Source organism: Desulfogranum aggregans (genome assembly GCF_055398265.1).
In genome coordinates this window covers 3,301,406-3,324,111 of sequence record NZ_AP042447.1, presented here as the reverse complement: position 1 = coordinate 3,324,111, position 22,706 = coordinate 3,301,406, and the positions used below count along the sequence as shown (strand labels likewise).

23 protein-coding genes are annotated in these 22,706 nt (G+C 49.3%); 14 read left to right on the top strand and 9 right to left on the bottom strand.

Annotated elements, in window-relative coordinates; translation table 11 throughout:
* Positions 1 to 114: 114 nt before the first annotated feature.
* The 4 genes from ACZ52Z_RS14670 (at position 115) to ACZ52Z_RS14655 (ending at position 2,573) form a co-directional block, all read left to right on the top strand.
* Entirely contained in the window at positions 115 to 489 is a 375-nt protein-coding gene (locus tag ACZ52Z_RS14670) for a desulfoferrodoxin (protein WP_464267520.1), read from the top strand.
* Positions 490 to 526: 37 nt separating this feature from the next.
* A complete protein-coding gene (gene rd / locus ACZ52Z_RS14665) occupies positions 527 to 685 on the top strand; it encodes a rubredoxin (protein ID WP_464267519.1) in 159 nt (52 codons plus the stop codon).
* A 287-nt stretch (positions 686 to 972) separates the two neighbouring features.
* Entirely contained in the window at positions 973 to 1,320 is a 348-nt protein-coding gene (locus ACZ52Z_RS14660) for a cytoplasmic protein (RefSeq protein WP_464267518.1), read from the top strand.
* A 32-nt stretch (positions 1,321 to 1,352) separates the two neighbouring features.
* Positions 1,353 to 2,573 (top strand): FprA family A-type flavoprotein, encoded by a 1,221-nt coding sequence (locus tag ACZ52Z_RS14655; protein WP_464267517.1) that lies wholly within the window; start codon positions 1,353 to 1,355, stop codon positions 2,571 to 2,573.
* Between the two features lie 89 nt (positions 2,574 to 2,662).
* Here ACZ52Z_RS14655 and cmk read toward each other — a convergent pair whose 3' ends face one another.
* The 8 genes from cmk to ACZ52Z_RS14615 form a co-directional block, all read right to left on the bottom strand.
* Entirely contained in the window at positions 2,663 to 3,355 is a 693-nt protein-coding gene (cmk, locus tag ACZ52Z_RS14650; protein WP_464267516.1) for a (d)CMP kinase, read from the bottom strand.
* Positions 3,348 to 4,460 carry a histidinol-phosphate transaminase gene (gene hisC, locus ACZ52Z_RS14645; protein ID WP_464267515.1) on the bottom strand — a complete coding sequence of 371 codons (1,113 nt, stop codon included), beginning with the start codon at positions 4,458 to 4,460 and terminating at the stop codon, positions 3,348 to 3,350. The genes cmk and hisC overlap by 8 nt, the downstream gene beginning before the upstream one ends.
* Positions 4,457 to 5,926: an Asp-tRNA(Asn)/Glu-tRNA(Gln) amidotransferase subunit GatA gene (gene gatA, locus ACZ52Z_RS14640; RefSeq protein ID WP_464267514.1), complete on the bottom strand. Its 1,470-nt coding sequence runs from the start codon at positions 5,924 to 5,926 to the stop codon at positions 4,457 to 4,459. Before gatA ends, hisC begins: the two co-directional genes overlap by 4 nt.
* A 91-nt stretch (positions 5,927 to 6,017) precedes the next feature.
* Positions 6,018 to 6,305: an Asp-tRNA(Asn)/Glu-tRNA(Gln) amidotransferase subunit GatC gene (gene gatC / locus ACZ52Z_RS14635; protein WP_464267513.1), complete on the bottom strand. Its 288-nt coding sequence runs from the start codon at positions 6,303 to 6,305 to the stop codon at positions 6,018 to 6,020.
* Positions 6,306 to 6,582: 277 nt separating this feature from the next.
* Positions 6,583 to 7,638, bottom strand: a complete 1,056-nt coding sequence (locus ACZ52Z_RS14630; RefSeq protein WP_464267512.1) for an HD domain-containing phosphohydrolase — start codon at positions 7,636 to 7,638, stop codon at positions 6,583 to 6,585.
* Between the two features lie 42 nt (positions 7,639 to 7,680).
* The gene (locus ACZ52Z_RS14625; protein WP_464267511.1) at positions 7,681 to 8,745 is read right to left on the bottom strand and encodes a histone deacetylase family protein; all 1,065 of its coding nucleotides are present in this window, start codon (positions 8,743 to 8,745) and stop codon (positions 7,681 to 7,683) included.
* Positions 8,742 to 9,362, bottom strand: coding sequence for a 5-formyltetrahydrofolate cyclo-ligase (locus ACZ52Z_RS14620; protein WP_464267510.1), 621 nt, complete (start codon positions 9,360 to 9,362; stop codon positions 8,742 to 8,744). Before ACZ52Z_RS14620 ends, ACZ52Z_RS14625 begins: the two co-directional genes overlap by 4 nt.
* A 100-nt stretch (positions 9,363 to 9,462) precedes the next feature.
* Positions 9,463 to 10,731: a YeeE/YedE thiosulfate transporter family protein gene (locus ACZ52Z_RS14615; RefSeq protein ID WP_464267509.1), complete on the bottom strand. Its 1,269-nt coding sequence runs from the start codon at positions 10,729 to 10,731 to the stop codon at positions 9,463 to 9,465.
* Between the two features lie 290 nt (positions 10,732 to 11,021).
* On the opposite strand from ACZ52Z_RS14615, the gene ACZ52Z_RS14610 reads away from it, so the two are divergent.
* The 4 genes from ACZ52Z_RS14610 to ACZ52Z_RS14595 are packed head-to-tail and all read left to right on the top strand — an operon-like array spanning position 11,022 to position 12,214.
* Positions 11,022 to 11,279: a sulfurtransferase TusA family protein gene (locus tag ACZ52Z_RS14610; protein ID WP_464267508.1), complete on the top strand. Its 258-nt coding sequence runs from the start codon at positions 11,022 to 11,024 to the stop codon at positions 11,277 to 11,279.
* 41 nt (positions 11,280 to 11,320) lie between these two features.
* Positions 11,321 to 11,653: a hypothetical protein gene (locus tag ACZ52Z_RS14605; RefSeq protein ID WP_464267507.1), complete on the top strand. Its 333-nt coding sequence runs from the start codon at positions 11,321 to 11,323 to the stop codon at positions 11,651 to 11,653.
* Positions 11,654 to 11,665: 12 nt separating this feature from the next.
* Complete coding sequence (locus ACZ52Z_RS14600) at positions 11,666 to 12,013, top strand: hypothetical protein (protein WP_464267506.1); 348 nt, start codon at positions 11,666 to 11,668, stop codon at positions 12,011 to 12,013.
* Positions 12,014 to 12,025: 12 nt separating this feature from the next.
* Positions 12,026 to 12,214, top strand: a complete 189-nt coding sequence (locus ACZ52Z_RS14595; protein WP_464267505.1) for a hypothetical protein — start codon at positions 12,026 to 12,028, stop codon at positions 12,212 to 12,214.
* Between the two features lie 264 nt (positions 12,215 to 12,478).
* Here the strand turns inward: ACZ52Z_RS14595 and ACZ52Z_RS14590 are convergent, their stop codons facing one another.
* Positions 12,479 to 13,606, bottom strand: coding sequence for a serine hydrolase domain-containing protein (locus tag ACZ52Z_RS14590; RefSeq protein ID WP_464267504.1), 1,128 nt, complete (start codon positions 13,604 to 13,606; stop codon positions 12,479 to 12,481).
* 269 nt (positions 13,607 to 13,875) lie between these two features.
* On the opposite strand from ACZ52Z_RS14590, the gene dnaN reads away from it, so the two are divergent.
* The 6 genes from dnaN (at position 13,876) to ACZ52Z_RS14560 (ending at position 22,690) form a co-directional block, all read left to right on the top strand.
* Positions 13,876 to 15,006 (top strand): DNA polymerase III subunit beta, encoded by a 1,131-nt coding sequence (dnaN, locus tag ACZ52Z_RS14585; RefSeq protein ID WP_464267503.1) that lies wholly within the window; start codon positions 13,876 to 13,878, stop codon positions 15,004 to 15,006.
* A 28-nt stretch (positions 15,007 to 15,034) separates the two neighbouring features.
* Complete coding sequence (locus tag ACZ52Z_RS14580) at positions 15,035 to 15,514, top strand: asparaginase domain-containing protein (RefSeq protein WP_464267502.1); 480 nt, start codon at positions 15,035 to 15,037, stop codon at positions 15,512 to 15,514.
* A gap of 83 nt (positions 15,515 to 15,597) precedes the next feature.
* The gene (gene gyrB / locus ACZ52Z_RS14575) at positions 15,598 to 18,006 is read left to right on the top strand and encodes a DNA topoisomerase (ATP-hydrolyzing) subunit B (protein WP_464267501.1); all 2,409 of its coding nucleotides are present in this window, start codon (positions 15,598 to 15,600) and stop codon (positions 18,004 to 18,006) included.
* A gap of 67 nt (positions 18,007 to 18,073) precedes the next feature.
* Complete coding sequence (gyrA, locus tag ACZ52Z_RS14570) at positions 18,074 to 20,566, top strand: DNA gyrase subunit A (RefSeq protein WP_464267500.1); 2,493 nt, start codon at positions 18,074 to 18,076, stop codon at positions 20,564 to 20,566.
* Entirely contained in the window at positions 20,550 to 21,569 is a 1,020-nt protein-coding gene (locus ACZ52Z_RS14565) for an NAD(P)H-dependent glycerol-3-phosphate dehydrogenase (protein ID WP_464270801.1), read from the top strand. Before gyrA ends, ACZ52Z_RS14565 begins: the two co-directional genes overlap by 17 nt.
* A 38-nt stretch (positions 21,570 to 21,607) precedes the next feature.
* The gene (locus ACZ52Z_RS14560) at positions 21,608 to 22,690 is read left to right on the top strand and encodes an META domain-containing protein (protein ID WP_464267499.1); all 1,083 of its coding nucleotides are present in this window, start codon (positions 21,608 to 21,610) and stop codon (positions 22,688 to 22,690) included.
* Positions 22,691 to 22,706: the final 16 nt, after the last annotated feature.

Genomic DNA, 22,706 nt, shown 5'->3' with positions numbered 1-22,706 from the left:
AAACCTCAATAAAAATCCCTTTGATGCAATGTACAGGATAGTTTAGTATCGTTGTGGTTTCTTGGTATCCGGAAAGAATTCCGAACATCTCAGCGTTATCTAAGGAGGATAATTGTGACCAAAAAAAATGAAGTATATAAATGCGCGCTGTGTGGAAACATAGTTGAGGTGCTCCATGTCGGCGCCGGCGAGTTAGTATGCTGTGGACAGGGAATGGACCTGCTGGCTGAAAATACCGTCGACGCAGCCCAGGAAAAACATGTGCCGGTCATCGAGAAAGTAGACAATGGGTACAAGGTCGCGGTGGGTTCCGTCGCCCACCCAATGGAAGAAAAGCACTATATTGAATTTATCGAACTGATTGCAGATGGAAAGGTGTACCGTCAGGACCTCAATCCGGGCGACAGGCCTGAAGCATTCTTTTGCGTGGATGCCGCAGAGGTAACGGCAAGAGAATTCTGCAATCTTCACGGTCTCTGGAAAGCCTAGAGGCCATTTACACGTAATTCTAGCAATCGGAGTAGCAATGAAAAAATACGTATGTGTTATCTGTGGGTATGAGTATGACCCTGCCGTAGGCGATCCGGATAATGGGGTTGCTCCAGGAACAGCTTTTGAAGATATCCCAGATGATTGGGTTTGTCCTGTCTGCGGGGCAGGTAAGGACGAATTTGAGGAAGCATGATCCGAAAGCCCTCCGGTCGCTATTGGAAACCGGAGGGCTTTCCGTTGTTGCAAAGTGCATTAGCCCAATAGGGAAGGTCAATACTTCCAACCCGATCGGTTGTTGCAGAGACTGTACAGGAAAACTTCCACTCTACCGTTTATCCTCACCACTCTCCCCAGGCCGGGCAGCCACCTCCCACCGATAACCGCCTTTCCCTGCTTTTTTACCCGGGATAGCACGGCAGCAAGCCGGCGAATGCAATTTGCAATACCAGAGAGATCAAACAACTAGAGGAGAAAAACAATATGAACCAAACCGTATTTTTCGCTTTCCGCGGCGATCCTTTATGCTTTATCCATGTTCTGCTCAACAGCCTGGACATGCATGCACAAGGCATGGGTGGAGGAATTGTACTTGAAGGAGAATCGGTCACCCTTGTTGCCGAAATGAGTAAACCTGATCACTTTCTTCATCAACTCTACCAAAAGGTTCGCGAACAAGACCTTATCATCGGGGCCTGCAAAGCCTGCAGCAATAAACTTGATGCAGTCGAGGCCATGGAAATCGAGCAGATAGAGCTGATAGGGGAAATGTCGGGGCACCCGGCGATGGCTGAATACATTACCAAGGGGTATACCGTTATACCTTTCTAAAATCTTTATATACTTCCCTGGAGGATTTTTCGATGAAACCTGTTGAACTGACAAAAAATGTATACTGGGTTGGCGCCATTGACTGGCTGACCCGCGATTTTCACGGCTATTCCACCAATCGTGGTACCACCTATAACGCCTTTCTGATTATTGATGAAAAAGTTACCCTGATTGACACCGTCAAGCGGGAATACCATAAAGACCTCATGCACCATATCAGCACCATTATTGATCCTGAAAAAATCGATTATCTGGTCATCAACCACGTGGAAATGGACCATTCCGGTTCCATACCGGAGGTAGTGGAAGCCATTAAGCCGGAAAAGATAATCTGTTCCAAAATGGGTCATAAAGCGCTGCTCCAGCACTTTCACCATGAGGAATGGCCCTATCATGTTATCTCCTCCAACGAGGAAATAAGCCTTGGTGAAAAGACCCTCAGTTTCCTTGAAACCCGGATGCTGCACTGGCCCGACTCCATGTTCACCTATATCAAAGAGGATCAGATTCTCTTTACCAGCGACGCTTTCGGTGAGCACCTAGCGACCAGCGAACGCTTTGATGATGAGGTCAATCAGGATGTACTCATGCACGAGGCGACCAAATACTATGCCAATATCCTTACGCTCTACTCTCCGTTGATCAAAAAACTGCTGGCCAAAGTAGCGGAAATGGACCTGCCCATTAAAATGCTGGCACCCGACCATGGGGTCGTATGGCGCAGCAACCCGGGCAAAATTATTGAAGCATATACACATTGGTGCAATAATGAGGGCAATGGCAAGGCGGTGGTTATTTACGATACCATGTGGAAATCCACTCGCCTCATGGCCGAAAAAGTGGCCGAAGGGTTACAGGAAGAGGGGGTCAGTTATAAACTCATCGACCTGCAGGTAAATCATCGAAGTGATGTGATGACCGATGTCCTGGAGTCCAGTGCGGTGGTGCTTGGCAGCCCCACGCTCAATAATGGGTTATTGCCGAGAATGGCCGGTTTCCTCATGTATATGCGCGGCCTGCGGCCAACCAATAAGATCGGTGCCGCGTTTGGCTCCTATGGCTGGTCGGGTGAGGCAGTGAAATTGATGAATGAAGCCCTCCAAGAAATGAAAATAACCTTGTGTCACGAAGGTCTTCGCATTCCATATGTACCTGAAGAAAAAGACCTGGAGGCGTGCCTGGAGCTTGGTCGCCTGGTTGCCAGAAGCACCAAAGACCATGTAGCCGGCAAGGCTGTGGAATCCGTGGTGTAGCGCCGGCTGCTCGATCGCTGACTCTTTCACTTTTCCGGGATGGTGGCAACAAGCCATCCCGGAAAAATCCCCATGCGGATGCTTAGCATCTACGACGGCAGCCCGGTGGTATGAACACGGTCATACATCAGGGCGATAACTTCTTCGGCCGTCAAGACCGAAGAATCAATATACAGCGCGTCCGATGCCTTTCGAAGCGGAGCGATAGCCCGCTCGCTATCATCACGGTCACGTTGCCTGATTTGTGCCAGCAACGCCTGCTCATCCACCGCCACTCCTTGGCTGCGGAGCTGTGCGGCTCGTCGCTGCATGCGTATTTCCGGCTGGGCATCCAGGTAGAATTTCCAGGCAGCCTGGGGGAAGACCACTGTCCCGGTGTCTCTTCCTTCAGCCACTATCTTCCCTGAATGGCCCATCTGTTGCTGGAGCCTGGTCAGCTGTTGACGCACCATGGGAATGGCAGATACCTTGGAGGCCAGCATTCCCATTTCCGGGCTACGCAGAATCTCTCCTACCTCCTTGCCGTTAACCATTACCCGCGCATCACCGGTGCCATCCACTGCCGGCAACAGTTCAATGGTTAACTGTGCCAGCAGGGAAGCAAGTGGATCTGCCGCCTCCGGATCGATCTGGTATATCTGACAGGCATAGGCAACCGCTCTATACATCGCCCCTGTGTCAAGATAGGTGAAGCCTAGCTTCTCTGCCAGCCCCCTGGAAACCGTTGATTTGCCTACTCCAGAGGGTCCATCAATGGTAACGACCTGAAACAGCTCAGCCATAGTTCAACTCCTGCAGGCACGCCTGCAGCGCCTCGACAAAGCGGGTATTCTCCTTGGCAGTACCAACGGTTATCCGGATAAACTGTGGGTATCCATAGGCCTTCATTGAACGAACAATAACCCCTTTGTGCAGCATTGCCTCATACAGCGCGGTAGCATCACCACCCACATCAATGAGGAAAAAATTGGTGTGGGAAGGGTAGGGGACACAGCCCAGGGCACGTACCTGTTCAGACAGCCAGCGAAGGCCTTTGGCTGTTTCCTCCAGAGTCATTGCGTAATGGCTGTTATCTTCCAGGGCAGCAAGCGCACCGACCTGTGCAGGCAGGTTTATATTAAACGGTTGGCGAACCCGATGGAGGAGGGCGGCTACCTCTTTGGCCATTATCCCAAAACCTACCCTCAGCCCTGCCAGACCAAACGCCTTGGAAAATGTTCTCAGACTCACCAGACCGGGATGCCCCGCAGGCTGATGGATATAATCGAGGATATCTATACGCTCTTCAGAGGCGACAAAATCGACATACGCCTCATCAAGGACAACAACAACTTCCTCGGGCAAGCCATCCATAAAATCAGCAAACTGCTTGCTGGTAATCAGGGTACCGGTGGGATTATTGGGGTTGTCGAGAAAAATCAACCTGGTTTGGGGATTGACCGCTGTTATAATGGCCTCCAAATCATGGGCCATTCCCTTGAGCGGAAGAATGGTATTCACCCCCCCTCGAACCTGGACGAACTTCTGGTACATTAAAAAAGAGGGATGGGAGGTGATCACCTCGTCCCCGGGCTGAATAAACGCCTTGACCAGGAATTCAATCACTTCATTGGACCCGTTGCCAAGTACGATCTCCTCCGGTTCGGCCCCAGTCCATGCAGCCAAGGCTCTTGTCAGATAATAGGAAGATCCATCAGGATAGCGGTGCAGACCGTTCAACATGCCGGCTATGGCTTCAACCGCTTGCGGGGAAGGCCCCCACGGATTTTCATTGGAAGCCAGCTTGATAGAATCGCTTATGCCATATTCCCGCTCCAACTCATCCAATGGCTTACCGGGAGGATATGGAACAATTTCAGTTATAAAGGATGGAACTTGAATTTTCATTTGCCCTTGATGATCTGGGGTTTTCGCTGGACGACACCGACGCGTTGTTCGAGGGTATAGGCTGCCTTGAGCAGCATCTCTTCCTGAAAATGGGCGGCCTGCATCTGCATGCCGACGGGCAAACCGGCAGCGGTAAAACCACACGGTACCGATAGGCCTGGAATCCCGGCAAGGTTGGCTGAAAGGGTGAGAATATCTGAAAGATACATGGCCAGCGGGTCATCGGATTTTTCCCCTATGGGCCAGGCCGGACCCGGGGTGACCGGAGAGACGATCAGGTCGCATTCTTCAAAAACCTTCTCAAAATCATTTTTTATCAGGGTGCGAACCTGGGAAGCCTTTTTGTAATAGGCATCATAGTATCCTGCCGACAATGCATAAGTACCGATGAGAATACGTCGCTTTACCTCGTCTCCAAACCCCTGTGATCGTGATTTTTTGTACATTTCCATCAACGATTCTGCGCCGGCATGGCGGGTGGTGTATCGTACACCGTCATAGCGGGCTAGGTTGGAGCTGGCCTCCGCAGGAGCGATAAGATAATAGACCGCAACACAGTAGGCGGTATGGGGAAGCGTGACTTCGCGGATCTCGGCTCCAGCCGCAGCAAGCTGTTCAATCCCTTGACGAACGGCTGTTTCGACTTCGCTGTCCAGTCCTTCACCGAAATATTCACGGGGCACGCCGATGCGAACCCCTTGCAATCCGTTCTGCAGCGAAAGGGTATAATCCGGTACCGGATGATTGATGGAGGTCGAGTCGAGAGGATCGTGTCCTGCGATCACGTTCATCATAAGCGCACAGTCACGCACGTCCTTGGTCAAAGGACCAACCTGATCCAGTGAAGATGCAAAAGCAACCAAACCGTAACGGGAGACCCTGCCGTAAGTTGGTTTCATGCCAACAACGCCACAAAGCGATGCCGGCTGGCGGACAGATCCGCCTGTATCCGTTCCCAAAGAGGCAAAACACTCGTCTGCTGCAACGGCTGCAGCCGAACCGCCACTGGAACCTCCGGTAACATATCCAGGTCGCCAGGGATTTTCCGGTATTGCAAAGGCACAATTTTCGTTGGTCGAACCCATGGCAAACTCATCCATGGAGAGTTTGCCCACCATAACCGCACCGGCAGTCGCAAGTTTTTCAATCACCGTAGCATTATACGGCGGGATAAAGTGTTCAAGAATGCGGGAACCGCAGGTTGTAGGAAAATCCCGGGTACAGAGGACATCTTTCACGGCAAGTGGAATACCGCACAACAAGCCGGCTTCACCACGCTTGCGGAGGGTGTCTGCCTGTTCAGCCTGCCGGAGTGCGTGCTCTTTGTTGAGCGAAAGATACGCCTTCACCGCGCCTTCAACCGCATCAATGCGTGAGAGAACCGATCGGGTGAGTTCAACCGATGTTATCTTCCCACTTTCCAGCAGTTCGAGCGCCTCGCAGAGAGTAAGCGAATAGTAATCCATGGTAGTAGGGTATTGGTAGGGTGAAAAAGGATAGCGGGGCCGTTGGCCCCGCCAGTCGAATCATTCAAAAGGGAAGGAGCAATCGACCTGGCTACCCGATTATCCGGGGAACGGTAAACGATTCACCGTTGTCTTCCGGGGCATTAGCAAGGGCAGCTTCTCGTGCAAGTGAAGGTCTGACCACATCTTCCCTGAAGGCGTTAACTACCTGCTGGGTATGGGTAGTAGGAGTTATCCCCTGGGTATCTATCTCATCGAGTTTTTCCACGTAACTCAAAATCATATCGAGTTGCCGGGTCATACGTCCGATTTCGTCTTCATTAAGCTGCAGTCGCGCAAGATTGGCGACATGTTGAATTTCTTCGCGGGAAATTTTCATTGATCTCTCTGTCCTTCAAACGAAAACTGAATCAGTGACAGCTTCGCGTCAGCGTTTTTTCCTTTATCTGTTCTCTGGGGGTAAAAGTGGAGGTGGAATGAAAAAAGAGCACACTCAGCCAGCCGTCCTGCGGGGCGCTCCAAAACCGTACCGCTGCCGGGTTGGCAACAATTGTGTTACTCCACGCTATACACCTGCCAATAACGCTGCCGCCGCGAGCCTTTCCCGTTTTTGAACGCTCATTGATTCAGGGAAAAGTAAACGGGCCTCAAAACAGCTACTGTTTATACAGTGAACTTGCAGAAAGAACAACCCCGGCGAAAATTTCAACCAGCTCCTTATCGAAATGCGTCCCGCTGCAGCGCCGAAGCTCAGCCACAGCCTCTACTCTGGTCAGGTTTTTTCTGTAATTCCTTTTCGAGGTCATGGCATCATAACTGTCGGCAATGGTAATGATTCTGGTCAGCGTATCGATCTCCCCGCCTGCACAGCCATCAGGATATCCTGACCCATCCATTTTTTCATGGTGATGGAGGATGATTTCCCGCTCTTTACTCATAAAGTTCAGGGGCTCGATAATGCTTGCTCCCACTTCAGGATGTTTCTTTATCAGTTCCCATTCCTCAAGGGTCAGGGGGCCGGGTTTTTGAATACAGGAAAGGTCAATGACAATTTTGCCGATATCGTGAAACTGGGCAGCCCTTTTCAGGGTAAGTCTGTCATCCTCATCAAGCAGGGCAGCTTCGGCCAGCATCATCGAATATTCGGTTACTCTGTTGGTGTGGCCGGCTGTATATTCGTCTTTCTCCTCCATGGCTGCCTGCAAACTGGACATAATCTGTACGGTGGCATGCTCGAGATGATCGCTGTATTCTTCCAACAGCAGGTTTTTTTCCGCCAGTTCCTTGGTTTTATGAATCACCTCTGTTTCAAGATTCTGCTTGTACAGGTATTCATTGCGCAGAAACTGGCGTTTTTCTACAGCCCGTTTCACCTTGACATGGAACAGCTCCAGGTCGTCAATGGGTTTGGTTAAAAAGTCGTAGGCACCGAGATTTATCGCCTTGACCGCATAATCCATCGATCCTGCTCCGGTAAGGAACAGGACGGGAATGTTAATTTCGCGTTGGTTAAGTATTTCCAGGGTTTCAAATCCATCCAGGTCCGGCATATTTATATCGAGAATAATGACATCCACGTCCTCATCGATAAGTGCCAGCGCCTCCTGCCCTGACTCTGCGGCAACGACATCATGGCCGAACATGGTAAGTATTTTTTTCACTGCAACCCTGACCAGGGTATCGTCATCTGCTATGAGAATTTTTGAAGACATAAATAAATCCAGTATGAATAAACGTTGCTCACTGTCTGCAACCTACATGACCCAATACCTGCCCGCGACGCCGAGAGCCGCATCAAGCATGGGGACGTAGGGGGTGGCCGATTCCAGCCGCTGGGCTTCGTCGAGGCTGAGAGCAGTAGGCAGTGACGGCAATAGTGGCCCACCACTAAGCTCTGTCAGCACAGCCGTGACCCCCTCCCGCATGGCGTCAAGGTCATAACCGCCTTCCAGGGTAAAAAGTAATCTCCCTTCACACACCTCTTCAGCCAATTCGACCATCTTCCGCGTCATGTAGGCAAAACCCGCTGGTGTAACCTGCATTGCCCCCAGAGGATCTCTCCGATCAATATCAAAACCACAGGATACCATCAACAGCTCTGGCTGGTAGGCGCGCACCAAAGGGAGTACACAGCGGTTAATAATAGCGGCATATTCCATATCCCCTTGACCACCCGGCAGGGGAATATTCAGGGTATGTCCCTCTCCCTTACCCCTCCCTCCCTCTTCCAGCCGACCAGACCCCGGATAATGGGGAAATTGATGGATGGAACAGTAAAAAATGTGGTCAGTGGCATAAAAACTTTTCTGGGTACCGTTGCCATGATGCAGATCCCAGTCGAAGATGAAGATTTTCCTCACCCCACCTTCAGACACCGCCCATTGTGCACCTATGGCGACATTGTTGAACAGGCAAAAACCCATTGACCGGTTGTGCTCAGCGTGATGTCCGGGGGGTCTGACCAGACAGAACACATTATCATATCGGCCTTCGTAGAGACTCTGAATGCCATCTATAACTGCACCGGCAGCCAGACAGGCGGCCTGATAAGAGGAGGCGGATGTCCTGGTATCCCTCTCAAGGTAAACGGCTTTTTTTTGTGCTGTAGACGCAACCCTGTTCACCATGTGAGGGGAGTGCACCAAATGTAAGGCCTTTTTTCCGGCACAAGAATAAAATGGGAACTGTAAACCGGAGACAGTCTCTTCCCCAAGCAGGTCCCGGTATATTGCGGCGAGTCGTGCCGGGCATTCCGGATGCTCCCGTCCCGTTGAATGGGCAAGAAAAAAACTGTGACGATAAACAGCTGTTGTTCTCAAGGTTTTATCTGCCGGTAAACACCAGGCCGAATGATACATTGTTCACAGATAACAGCATCCATGGGTATATCATGCTGCTCTGTGTTTATTTTCTCGACTATTTGCAGGGCAAAGGCCAAACCCACCCGTATAGCCTGCGGTGCTCTCTGCTGCAAAAAACGATCATAATACCCGCCACCATACCCTAATCGTGCTCCAGCCCTGTCAAAACCGAGCCCGGGAACGATAACCATATCTATTGTTCCAGGATCAAGGGCTGCAGGTTCGTGTAGGGCCGGTCGTGGTTCAAGGATATTTCTGAATCCAGGGAGGAGATCCGCTTGATGGCTTTCTATCTGTACCGGAAAAATTTCTTTAGCTGCTGGAACCACCACCGGCATACAGACCCTGCCTCCTCGTTGAAGGAGTATTTCAATGAGTTCCCGAGTCCGCACTTCACTCCGATAATGGGCATAAACACAAAAAGTTGTTGGTTCATGCGCATGCGCATATTCAAAGAAACGGCGACGTATCAGCCCGCTCTTTTGTTCACGCTGCTGCAGGGTCAATGCATCCCGGGCCTGGGTCAGCGCCTGTCGCAGCTTTCTTTTCTGCTCATTTGCAGTAAGTTTGCTCATTTGCGGTCTACGGTTTACCTTTAAGCCCACCCTCAAACAATAAAAAAGGCGGTATCCTCTTCAGGATACCGCCTTTATGGCCCTGCTGACAAAGAAAAAATTACATAGGCAGCAGCAACTTGTTGCTGTCTTCATTCCATGAAACCACCAGATACCACACCAGAGCGAAGAGGAAAATCAATCCAAGGGTGTATCCGTAGCCAAAAACATCGGGCAGGTAAATCTTGGCACCCAACCAGCCATTGGCTTCGAGTTCAAAGTATTTAAAGACTGCATCGAAAATGGAATTGGAAAGGGAGAAGAAAGGAACGACCAGCCACAATTTGATCTGCCCTTCGCCAACCCGCCAGAGGGTTCCCGACCCGCAGCCACCGGCCATCATTGCTCCTACACCGAAGATAAAACCACCAATCAGGGCCCCATGACCAAAGGTACCCCGGACATAGTAGGCAGGGTTCAGTACGGCATCGCCATCAAAACGAATAGGAACACCGTATTTAAGCACAGCCGCTCCAACAGCAACAATAACTATGGAGAGGGCAACAGATCGCGCCATAGTGGAATCACCGGTCATATGCGGCTCCCGAAAACCCTGAATCATGCACCAGCGTCCGCGCTGCATGGCATACCCGATTGCTGTCGCTATCAGCACTATACCGGAAAGAGAGCTTATATATTCCTCAAAATCATCACCCTCAAATCCGGCATACCAGACGGCAGCCCAGATGAGGACGCCGATACCGGCCACACCGAACACCCACTGTACCGGATAAGGAATGTTGATGGTAAAGGAACCGCCGCCTCCCCAAGTAATATGCTCCATTTCCTTGTAAAGAAGCCACAGTCCGAATAACGCCCCGGGGATGAGGCCTACCCACATGGCAAATCCATTGGCAGCCAGGTTGCCGATAGCGTTGTACATCCCGCCGACATTACACCCACCGGCCATGGCAGCACCGAGCCCCATGAGCACACCGGCTATCATGGCCTTGACATATTCACGAAGCGGCGGAAATCGAAAAGCGAACTGACCGCCCAGACAAGCGGAGATAAACGCACCGCCAATCAGTCCCAGTCCTATGACCGAGCCGGTGTTGAACCAGATGGATTTCTTGAGCAGAAAGTATCCATCCTCATCGACAAATCCGGTTAATTCGGCAAATTCGCCGCTGAAGATACCCGCACTATACAGCATCCAGTCGCCCCAGTTGCGAATAGCACCCACAGCACCCCATGGACGCCACCATGCCATAATCAGAATGGTGAGGAGCGCCACAACAATACCTGTCGTGGTGGCGTTCCACTCATCCTGACACAAGGCCTTGTACAACCTTTTTACTTTTTCCCAAAAAAGCTTAATGTCTTCCATTCACTGCCTCCTTAAACCCAGTGGAATTTCCTTCCTTTTTCTGTTGAAGCTCTAAAAAACCGTTAAAATACCTGCAGCACTAAAATTTGTCAATAACCTCAATGAAACAGACCATTATAACTCAACATTGAACATTCATTCAGTAAAAACTCTCCATTTTCTGCCATGAACAGCTATTCAGTTTGTTTTTTGATTCACCTTGACAAAGATTCCTTTCTTCTATACGTTTAGCTGTCTTTTTTCATGCTCAAAATAGACAAGTGAAACTGATATTTTACCAGGAGGAAAAAATGAGTGATGTAAAAGTTGCACCTGAAGGTATCGAAGCTACTTCCGTACTCGATGCAAAAGGACTGAGTTGTCCGATGCCTCTGCTGCGCACCAAAAAAGAAATAGGCAAACTTGCTTCCGGTGATATTCTCCACATCATGGGAACCGATCCAGGCTCCAGAAACGACATCCCCGGGTGGTGTGATCGAGCCGGCCATGAGTATCTGGGCGAAAAAGAAGAGAGTGGATATATTAGCTTCTTCATCAAGAAAGGATAATTTCATTCGTCAACAAATCCTTTTAAAGGAGGCAAAAGCTAATGGCTGCTGATGAGAATAAATTAGGTATTTTCGTTACCTGCCCCCAGAATATGCGTCATATTCTCGGACTTACCCAGGCTGCTATCCGCGCTGGTAAGGAAGTAATGGTATTTTTTACCTTTAAATCCGTTCACCTTACAAAAAGCCCAGAATTTTGGGAACTCGCACAGCTGATCAAAACTGACAATCTCGCCATTTGTACTGACAGTTACATCTGTGAGGGGTTTGATCATGAAAAAGATATTCCACGTGGTCTTATTGACAAGCAGATGCGGACCCAGGCTTTTAACGGTGCCATGCTTGAGCAGTGCGCCAAGTACATCGTAATGTAAGGAGATACGGATATGGAATCATTAAAGGTATATATCCTGGTAGCCCATCGCGTATACAACGATGGCATTCGCTCCGGCCTGGGGCTTGCTGTTGAGAACCATTACGCCTACCCGGTTATCATGAATGGCGAATTTCCGACCATGACCGAATACATGACGGAAAACATTGCCTGGATCGCGGACATGGAAGGCCAGGTTTACAGCTGTGGCGCAGATGCTCCCACTGATATGCCGGAAGGTTCTGAAATTGAAAATATTTCTTTGGAAGAACTCGGCGAAAAAATGCGCGATGCAGATGTTATTATCCCGTTCGGCATGCCCAAAGGTTCACATGAGCCGCCAGCGGCATGCGGCGGTTGAGGAGGTTTTCCCATGAGCGACGAAAAAATGAAAATACTGCAGGTTTATCGTTCAGAGCCCACTGATGATGTCAAAACACTGGTTGAAATTCTTAATCGCGATCGCGATGCTGATGAATTCAAACTGTACATTAATCAGCCGAATTACGATGTCCTGCTCCAAAAAATCTGGGCTGCAGACAAAACCGTTTGCTGGTGGTAATTCCACCCTGTACGTGTTTGCGTCAAGAGAAAGTGCAAGTCCTGCCATTGTTGGCAGGGCTTGTTGCTTTCCTCCCTCTATGGGATAACCTACCGGTCGGCGTATAATTTTCTACAACGATCCTTTGCACCTGTTACAAAGTCATCCACCCTGCCAATTACTCAGTAACCGCAAACTTCGCGGATATGGCCTACTGACACACCAATATTTTTTGTACCGCTCATTCCAGCATCTGCAGCATGACTGCACCTCCACCGCTCCAGCCTAACGACAGATACATTCCATGACTTGATTGTGAAAATAGGGCCTGAATTGGCGTATTTTTTCATTGGTGCGTGTTGGATGAATGCGGTTGGTCAGAAGCACCACCACCACCTCCCTTTGCGGATCAATCCAAAAGGACGTGCCGCTGAACCCCAAATGACCTGCACTTGACGATGAAAAATACTGCCCGCTGCTTGATTTTCCCGGTGTAGGGGTATCAAACCCCATGTACCAGCTCAACCCCTCTGGAGGCCGTCTGAAAAGCCGTTCCACCGCTGTTGCTGAACAGAGGCAACTGCTTGTCTTTCCCTTCCATAGATCCAACAGATATTCACAGAGCGCCAGCACTCCTTCTGCATCACCGAATAGACCTGCGTGACCGGCCACCCCGCCCATGAGCCAGCAGTGCTCATCGTGAACCTCCCCTGCAATCAGCCGCTGCCGCCACCCACAATACTCAGTCGCGGCAATCTTTCCGGACAGTTTCACTTCAGGGGAATCAAACAGCGACAGAAAAAAAAGGTGCCGCTCAAGATTCAACCGGCGAGTAACATTTTCCCTGTAAAATGCATCTAATCGCCTACCCGACAACCGCTCAATAACTTCTCCAAGGAGAATATATCCTAAATCACTATATAAATTCTGCCTTCCAACCCCATAAACAAGCTTTTCTCCATACAGGTGTTGCAGCAGTCTCTTCTTGTTAGCCGGATCCAGGATGGGGTCAAATAATCGATAATAAGGGGCATAGGCGGCCAAACCGGAACAATGGGAAAGCAGGTGCCTGATCTGAATTGCGCCTTTCTCCCCTTCCTTTTCCCACTCCTGAAGACAGTGAAAGAGGGGAGTGTCCCAATCAATTTTTTTCTGCTCCAACAGCACCAGCAGCGATAGAACCGTACAGAGAGGTTTTGTCAGTGAAGCCAGATCAAAAAACGTACTGCTGTCCACAAGAGGATATACAGGTGAATATCCATTTTTTCCTGCATACGAAAAGAAGCGTTGCCTGCTCTTTCCGGAACCGCTGCTTACCGCTGCTGCACACCCGGAAAAAACACCGTTGTCGACCCCGGATTGAGAGACTTTTTTCAAAAGGTGTTCAAGGGTGTTTTTCGGGCTTTTACGCATGGGCTCAAAGAGATTATTTATTTGAAATTTCAGTTTTTTTAGGGTATTTTTACACGTTTTACGGATAGTTTTTGCATATCCCTGTTTATAAACTGTTCATAACGTGGACAACAATCAGAATTTTCGCTTTTCCACAGGTTGAGAACAAGCAATCAAACACGAAAATTAACAAAAAAATATAAATTAATTTAATTAGTTAACTACACTTATCCACAAATAAACACCTTTTATAACAACAACAATTTTTTTTTAAATAAAGGATTACTGTTATGGCCTTTCAGTTCAACATAAACAGGGATGATTTACTCCGGGCCGTAAGCGCCCAGCAGAACATAACCAGCAAGAAGGGCACCCTTGCTATTTTATCCAATGTTCTCTTGGAAACAGGTCACGATTCGGTCACCTTCACCGGCACCGACCTGGAGATAGGCTTAAAGCAGAAAGTTCCTGCAGAAGTACTTGCTCAGGGTACATTAACGCTCCCTGCAAAAAAATTATTCGAACTTGCCAGAGAATCAGGGACCCCTACGATTTCGTTCAAGGAAGAGGACAACAACTGGGTAAAGATTACCGCTGGTCCCAGTGTGTATCGATTGGCAGGAATGGTGAGCGATGAGTTTCCTCATTTTCCCGAGTACAACGAAGACGCCATGTTTTCCGTTGATGGTGCGATCATTGGCGACCTGGTCGATAAAACCAGTTATTCCATCGCCCAGGACAAGGAAAATATGTTTAGTCTGACAGCGGCCCTGCTGGAAAAAATACGTGAGGATGATCGGTTATGGTTACGCATGATATCTTCAGACGGCCATCGCCTTACCATGATGAGTAAAGAGATCGACGAAAGCCTGGAACCGTTACAGCTTAATCCAGTGACCCTTATTCCCCGCAGAGGTGTCCAGGAAATACGCAAGTTTTGCGATACCACCGACACCTTCCTCTTCGGCATTGAACAGAAACAGGCTGTACTCAAAAGCAGTGACGATCTGTTGATCATACGGCTGATGGAAGGCGAGTTTCCTGACTATAAGGCCATATTGAGCAGTTTGCGTGAAGAGAATATCATTCGTATCGAGAGGATTCGTTTTCTGGAAAGCCTGAAGCGAATAAACCTCTTTACCGAGGATTTGTTCCATGCCATCAAAATGGAGATCAGTAACGGCCAAATGGTCCTGACTTCGCAAAATGCTGATTTCGGTTCGGCAAAGGATGAATTTGCCGTGGAATATGGAGGCGACCCGCTGTCCCTGGGATTTAACTGTCGCTATTTTATGGACACCCTGCAGGTCGTTGATGGAGAGGTCATCAATGCCAGCATCAATTCTGATGAAAGTCCATGCCTCATAACCTCTGAGGATGATCCGGGCTTTATCAGCGTTATCATGCCGATGAAATTGTAATTCCGAGCACAGGGACTGAGCCGCAATCATGCATATACAAATACTGACCACCGGTGGGACTATCGATAAGATCTACTTTGATGAAAAGAGTCTGTTCCAGGTCGGTGACCCCCATATACAGGAAGTGTTGGAAGAGGCGAATGTTGTTTTTTCCTACGCGGTGGAGTCGGTAATGAAAAAAGACAGCCTCGATATGACCGACGAGGATCGGCAGATTATCCTTCAGCGGGTGCAGGCTGATCGGTGTCAAAGGATACTCATAACCCATGGAACGGATACCATGGTGGAAACAGCCCAAACCCTGTTGGCTGTAAAGGAAAAAACCATAGTTCTCACCGGATCGATGCAGCCGGCAAAATTACGGATAAGTGATGCCTTCTTTAACATAGGCTACGCCATTGCAGCAGTACAGCTTCTTCCCAGTGGGGTCTATGTTGCAATGAACGGCAAGGTATTCGATCCTCGTATAACCTCAAAAAACAGGGAAGAAAACAGGTTTGAATCCTGATTTTTGACCCATCTGAATGCAAACCCTGCTCGTTTCCATACGGCGGGGTTCTTCCCTTTGTTAATTACTGAAAAAGGAAAAAAGTGAGCGAAAATAATCATTCGTCCTACGGTGCTGAGCAGATAAAAGTTCTTGATGGACTTGAAGCTGTAAGAAAACGTCCATCCATGTATATCGGCAACACCGCTGAAGAGGGGCTGCACCACCTTATTTATGAAGTGGTGGACAACTCCATTGACGAAGCCCTGGCAGGGCATTGCGACCGGATATGGGTGACGATTCATCAGGACAATTCAGTCACTGTGACCGACAATGGGAGAGGAATTCCGGTGGATATGCATCCTACGGAAAATATGTCCGCTCTCGAGCTGGTGCTGACAACTCTCCATGCCGGGGGAAAATTTGATAAATCCACCTATAAGGTTTCCGGGGGACTCCATGGTGTTGGGGTCTCTGTGGTGAACGCCTTGTCCTCTCAGTGTTTTGCTGAAGTGCGTAGAGAAGGGAAAATATATAAACAAACCTATGCGTTTGGCAATCGTACCAGCGACCTGGAAATAATAGGGTCCAGTGAAAAGACAGGTACAACGATCTTTTTTATCCCGGATGCCACCATATTCACTGAAACGACCACCTATAAATACGAAATCATACGCAATAGACTGCGTGAACTTGCATTTCTCAATAAAGGCATCCGTATTTATCTCAAGGACGAACGCTCCGGTGCCGAAGATAAGTTTCACTTCGAAGGCGGTATTTCTTCCTACGTGGAATACCTCAACCGCAAAAGGACTCCCATTCATGGAGAGCCTATATTGATTACCGGTGAAAAAGATCAGGTCCAGGTGGAGGTCTGTTTTCAGTATTTTGATGGCTATTCGGAACGTATCTTCTCGTTTGTCAACAATATCAACACACGGGAAGGAGGAAGTCATGTTGCCGGATTTCGGGCTTCCTTGACCAAGTGTATCAACAGGTACGCCAGTGATGACCTGGTTCCAAAAAATCTCAAGGAAAAAATGGGAGGGGATGATGTGCGCGAAGGGCTGACCTGCATCATTTCCACCCGGGTTCCTGATCCGCAGTTTGAAGGACAGACCAAAACAAAGCTGGGCAATTCCGAGGTTAAATCCATAGTAGAATCCATATGCAATGAACGGCTTTCCATCTACCTGGAACAGAATCCAGCTGTCGCCAAACGCATTTTAAGCAAGGCGGTGGAAGCGGCAAGGGCCAGGGAGGCGGCGCGAAAGGCTCGAGAACTTTCCCGTAAGAAAGAAGGCCTGTCAGTGATGATGGCCGGAAAACTTGCCGAGTGCCAAAGCAAAAAACCAGAGGAACGTGAACTGTTTATCGTCGAGGGAGATTCGGCAGGTGGATCGGCCAAACAGGGGCGGGATAGGGCAGTTCAGGCAATTCTTCCTCTCCGGGGCAAGATCATGAACGTGGAGAAAGCCAGGTTCGACAAGATACTCAACTCCGAAGAAATCAAACAACTGATAGCCTCTTTGGGTACCGGTATCGGTAAAGATGAGTTTGAACTGGAAAAATTGCGGTACCATAAAATTATCATCATGACTGATGCTGATGTGGACGGGGCGCATATCCGTACGCTGCTTTTGACTTTCTTCTATCGCCAGATGCTGCCCCTGGTGGAACAGGGACACGTCTATATAGGACAACCGCCGCTTTTTCGCCTCGGAAGAGGAAAAAAAGAAAAGTACTTTATAGATGAAGAAACCCTCAATAACTACTTATATTCCCAAGCAAGCGGAATTTTTACCATTACCACCAGCAATGATGAAGAACTGCAAGGGATTGAGCTGGTTGAGGCACTGCAATACCTCTCCTATTTTGAGAAGATTATCAGTCATCTTGAACGATTAAACATCCAGGAAAAGATGACGTTGTTTCTTTTGGAAAACAAGGTTCATTCCGCCGATCAGTTCAAGGAACGGGAATTTGTCGAACATCTGGTTCAGCAACTGACCCCGCTAAAACCGGTAATAGGCAATATACGACCGTGTAGATGGCGGCCTTCCTGCTGGGAGGTGGATGTGACTTTCCGCGGGCAGTCCCTGATGATGTCTACCCTGGGGCCAAATATCCCGCTCATAGGTGAATACCGTCAGGCTTTGGAAGTATATGAGAAGATTCGAAAGTTTATGAAAGTAACCTTTCAATTAGTCCGCTCCACAGGCGGACAGGAAAAGGAACTGCTTGCTTCCGACTGGCATGAGCTGATTGAGGTGATCAGGACAGAGACCTTTAAAGGAAGTCATCTCCAACGATATAAAGGACTTGGAGAGATGAATCCCGAGCAGTTATGGGAAACCACCATGAATCCGGTGAACAGAACCCTGGTCCAGGTAAAAATAGAAGATGCGGAATCCGCGGATGACATTTTTTCCACCCTTATGGGAGACAAGGTGGAACCGAGAAGGGAATTTATCCAGAATCATGCTCTGGAAGTTGCTGATCTCGATATTTAATGGTCCTCGAAACTACCGTGGATACAATGAACATTTGCCGCTAAGCACGTAAAGCAGGATTACTCTAATGACCGATTCGTCTGAAAGCATAGAAATGGAAAAACCGAACATATCCATTGAAAAAGAGCTGCGAAAATCCTATCTGGAGTACGCAATGTCGGTGATCATCGGCAGGGCGTTGCCGGATGTCCGAGATGGGCTCAAACCAGTACACCGCAGGGCATTGTTTGCTATGCGTGAACTGGGCAATACCTACAATAGACCATATATAAAATCCGCCCGTATTGTCGGTGACGTCATTGGTAAGTATCATCCCCATGGAGATACTGCCGCGTATGATACCATAGTCCGTATGGCTCAGGATTTTTCCATGCGGTACCCTCTGGTGGATGGTCAGGGGAACTTTGGCTCCATGGATGGTGATTCCCCTGCAGCCATGCGTTACACTGAGGCGCGGATGACCAAGCTGGACCAGGAAATTGTTGCTGACCTGGACAAGGAAACGGTCGATTTCGTTCCCAACTACGACAATTCCCTTCAGGAACCTTCAGTCCTTCCGTCGAAAATACCCAACATCCTCATCAATGGCTCGGAAGGTATTGCTGTTGGCATGGCGACCAAGATACCGCCACACAACCTCACGGAAATCATTAATGGGTTGGTTGCCCTGATCGATGATCCCAATATCACCATTCATCAGTTGATGAAAATGATTACCGGCCCGGATTTTCCCACAGGTGGTTTCCTATGTGGCAGAGCAGGTATCCGGGAAGCCTATGAAACCGGAAGGGGAGTGGTGACCATCCGTTCATGCACCCATATCGAACAGCGGGCAAAGGGTGGTGAATCGATTGTCATTACGGAAATTCCCTACCAGCAGAATAAGGCAAGTCTGGTCGAGAAAATTGCCCTGCTCATGAAGGAAAAGCGGATTACCTCCATTGCGGAAATACGGGACGAATCCGATAGGCAAGGCGTACGGGTTGTGCTCGACCTTAAAAAAGATGAGATTCCCGATATCGTGCTCAATCAGCTGTTCAAGATGACGCCAATGCAGAAAAGCTTTGGCATCATCCTGCTCTGTATTGTCAATAATAAACCGGAGATTCTCAACCTCAAGCAGGTTCTGGAACATTTCCTTGTTCATCGCCGAACAGTTGTATACCGCAGAACCGCTTTTGAGCTGCGCAAAGCAGAAGAAAAAGCCCATATTCTTGAAGGGTTGAAAATAGCCATAACCAACCTGGACGAAGTGGTTGAGCTGATCAGAGCTTCACCCAATCCGGCCCATGCAAAGGCAGAGCTCATTCGGCGCTTCGAGCTGTCCGAAATACAGGCACAGACGATTCTCGATATGCGGCTCCAGCGTCTGACCGGTCTTGAACGGGATAAAATTATAAGTGATTACGAAGCCATTTTGGAGAAGATAGCCTGGTTGCGACAGGTTCTCGGTGATGATGCGCTGGTGGTTAAGATTATACAGGAAGAGCTGGAGCAGATCCGAGAAGAATATGGTGACGAGCGTCGAACCGAAATTATCGATGCCCCTGATGATATCCTGCCTGAAGATATGATAATTCCTGAGGAAATGGTGGTAACCGTTTCTCACTCAGGATACATCAAACGCAATCCGCTTAACCTTTACCGGGCCCAGCGTCGGGGCGGCAAAGGGGTGAAGGGAATGACCACGCTGGAAGACGATTTTGTCACCAGCCTCTATACAGCTTCCAACCTTGATACCTTCCTCTTCTTCACCAATACTGGCAAGGTGTTCTGGCGTAAGGTCTATGAACTTCCCCTTGCCGGAAGAGCGGCAAGGGGCAAAGCGGTGGTTAATCTGCTTGAGCTGGGAAAAGAGGAAAAGGTTGCAGCTATTCTCCCCATAGCCGATCTGGCCAATATGGATGATTCGACAACCGTGGTAACGGTCACCAAACTGGGTCGGGTGAAAAAGACATCCATTACCGAATATAAACGGCCGCTGCGAAAAGGAAAGCTCGGTCTGACGATTAAAGACAATGATGAAATATTGACAGCTGCGCTCACCACCGGTGATGATGAAATTTTCCTTGTCACCAAAAATGGGCTCTCTATCCATTTTCATGAATCCAACGTGAGGACCATGGGACGTTTAGCAGCTGGGGTAAAAGGAATATCCCTTGGCGAGGACGATGAAGTCGTTGGGGTCGCGGTGATCAAAGGTGATGCATCTATTTTGACGGTCACGGAAAATGGTTATGGGAAGCGGACAGAAGTCTCGGAGTATAAACTACAGAACAGGGGTGGCAAAGGCGTCTTTGCCATAAAAGCCAGTGAACGGAACGGGAAAGTTGTTGGTGTGCTTCCGGTGGTTGATGAAGATCAGGTCATGCTGATCGCCAACTCCGGAAAGGTTATCCGCATGGCAATGGATGCCGTGCGGATTATAGGTAGGAACACCCAGGGTGTTCGCCTGATTAATCTTGATCAGGATGAGTATGTTGTTGGTATGTCCATGCTGGCCCGTGAAGAAGCGGTTGTTGAGGAAGAAGTGAGTGATGGTGATGCACAAGATGACTAAAATCGCAGTAATTGGTGCCGGGAGTTGGGGAACTTCCCTGGCAATTCTTCTGGCGAAAAAAAAGGAGCAGCAGGTGTACCTGTGGGGACATGAGCAGGAGCACATTGAGCTTCTGCGCAGGGAGGGGGAAAACAGCCTGTTTCTGTCCGGTTTTCCGCTACCTGACAGCCTGCTGCTGACCAGCGATCTTGTCGAGGCTCTCGACGGTGCAACATGCGTGGTGATGGTGGTTCCCTCCCATGCCTACAGGGAAGTGTACCGCCAGGTATTTCCGTTGCTTGCCAAAGAGGCGCTGGTTGTCTCTGCAGTCAAGGGGATAGAGATAGGAACCCGGATGACCATGCATGAGATCATGATCGATGAGAGCGGTGATGCGTCTGCAAATTTTCACTTCGGTGTATTGAGCGGACCGAGTTTTGCCCGCGAGGTGGCAGAGGAGCAACCCACGGCCGTAACCGTAGCCTTCAGCGATGAAGAGGCAGCCAAAACGGTGCAGCAACTGTTTTCCACCGATTATTTTCGGACCTACACCTCCTCCGACGTGGTCGGCCTGGAAATAAGTGGAGCAATGAAAAATGTGATCGCCATTGCCGCCGGTATATCTGACGGTCTTGGTTTTGGGCTGAACACCAGGGCTGCGCTCATCACCAGGGGCCTGGCCGAGATAGGCAGGATGGGGGTAGCCAAAGGAGCGGATAAGGCGACCTTTGCCGGTCTTGGAGGAATGGGCGACCTGGTGTTGACCTGTACCGGCGACCTCAGTCGCAACCGCAGCGTCGGGTTGGCTTTGGGAGCCGGCAAGAAACTCGACCAGATTCTGGCGGAAATGACCATGGTCGCCGAAGGGGTCAAGACCACCAAATCCTGCTATAATCTGGCCAGGCATGTACAGGTGGACATGCCCATCCTCGAGCAGGTCTACCAGGTAATCTACGAGGACAAACCGTGTAGGGATGCTGTCAATGATCTATTTGGACGCAAATTGAAAAGGGAAGACAGCTGAGGAATTTTCCGGTGAAACTGGTGCTGATGGAGTCTGCAATGCTACGACAATGGGCAACGTATAGTGTGATTTTTCTCTCTTTGCTGCTTCTGTACGGCTGTGGACAGAAACAGGTTGAGATGGCTGAAGATGCTGCCGAGGTTGATGCCAACAAACCTTTTCCTCTACCGGCAACCTATAGCGGTAAAATAGCCTGTCCTGACTGTGAGTACGTCCAGGTGGACCTCACCCTTCGTCCGGATCAACTCTATCAGCTGCGCAAAACCTGGTATAGCGATGGCAGTGCGACCAAGAGTGAAGCGCAGATGCGACGGTGGAAATATGAGCCCAAGGAAAAGCTCATCATCCTCGGCAAAACAAGGGGCTCCTTGAAAACCTACGCGGTCAAGGATGCGGATACCCTTCAATTTCTCGATCTGGAGGGTACGCAAACATCGGCCTTGATCGACTATAACCTGCGGCGAACAGAGAGGGTCGACCTTTTTCCTGATGTAGTGAAAATTCGTGGCATGTATCGATCTTCCGGTAATACCCATGTGCTCCAGGAATGTTCCAGCGGACTTGATTTTCCTGTCGATCCCAGCGGACAATTTACGGAACTGGATCGTGCCTACCGCACCACTCCCCATGAAAACAACGAGCCACTGCTGGTTTCCTTCCAGGGAAAGCTGCTTCCCACCAGGACAGGGAGACAGCAAAGGGACAAGGATATTGTAGTGGTAACCAGCTTTAATCGTCTCTACCCTGATCAAGACTGTGCTGGAAAGCGTGTCCGGAATAATATTTTCGGCATCCATTGGACAGCAGCGGAGATTGCAGGTAAACCGGTGACGGTTGATCAACAGCATAAAGCGCCTTTTTTCCTGTTGGAGGCCAAGGGCAGCAGGGTAAAGGGTTTTGCAGGGTGTAATCGTTTTTTCGGCACATTTCTTTTCAAGGGGCAGGTGTTCATTTTCAATAAGCTTGCTGCCACGCGCATGGCCTGTCGTCAAAATGTGTCAGTGGAAAATGCCTTTTTTACCGCTTTGGACAGGACAGAGTCCTATCGTCTGGAAAATGGCAGGCTGATTCTGCTGGATAAAAACGATGATGTGACCATGCAGCTGCGTGCCGTTGAATAAACAATGCTACGGTAGT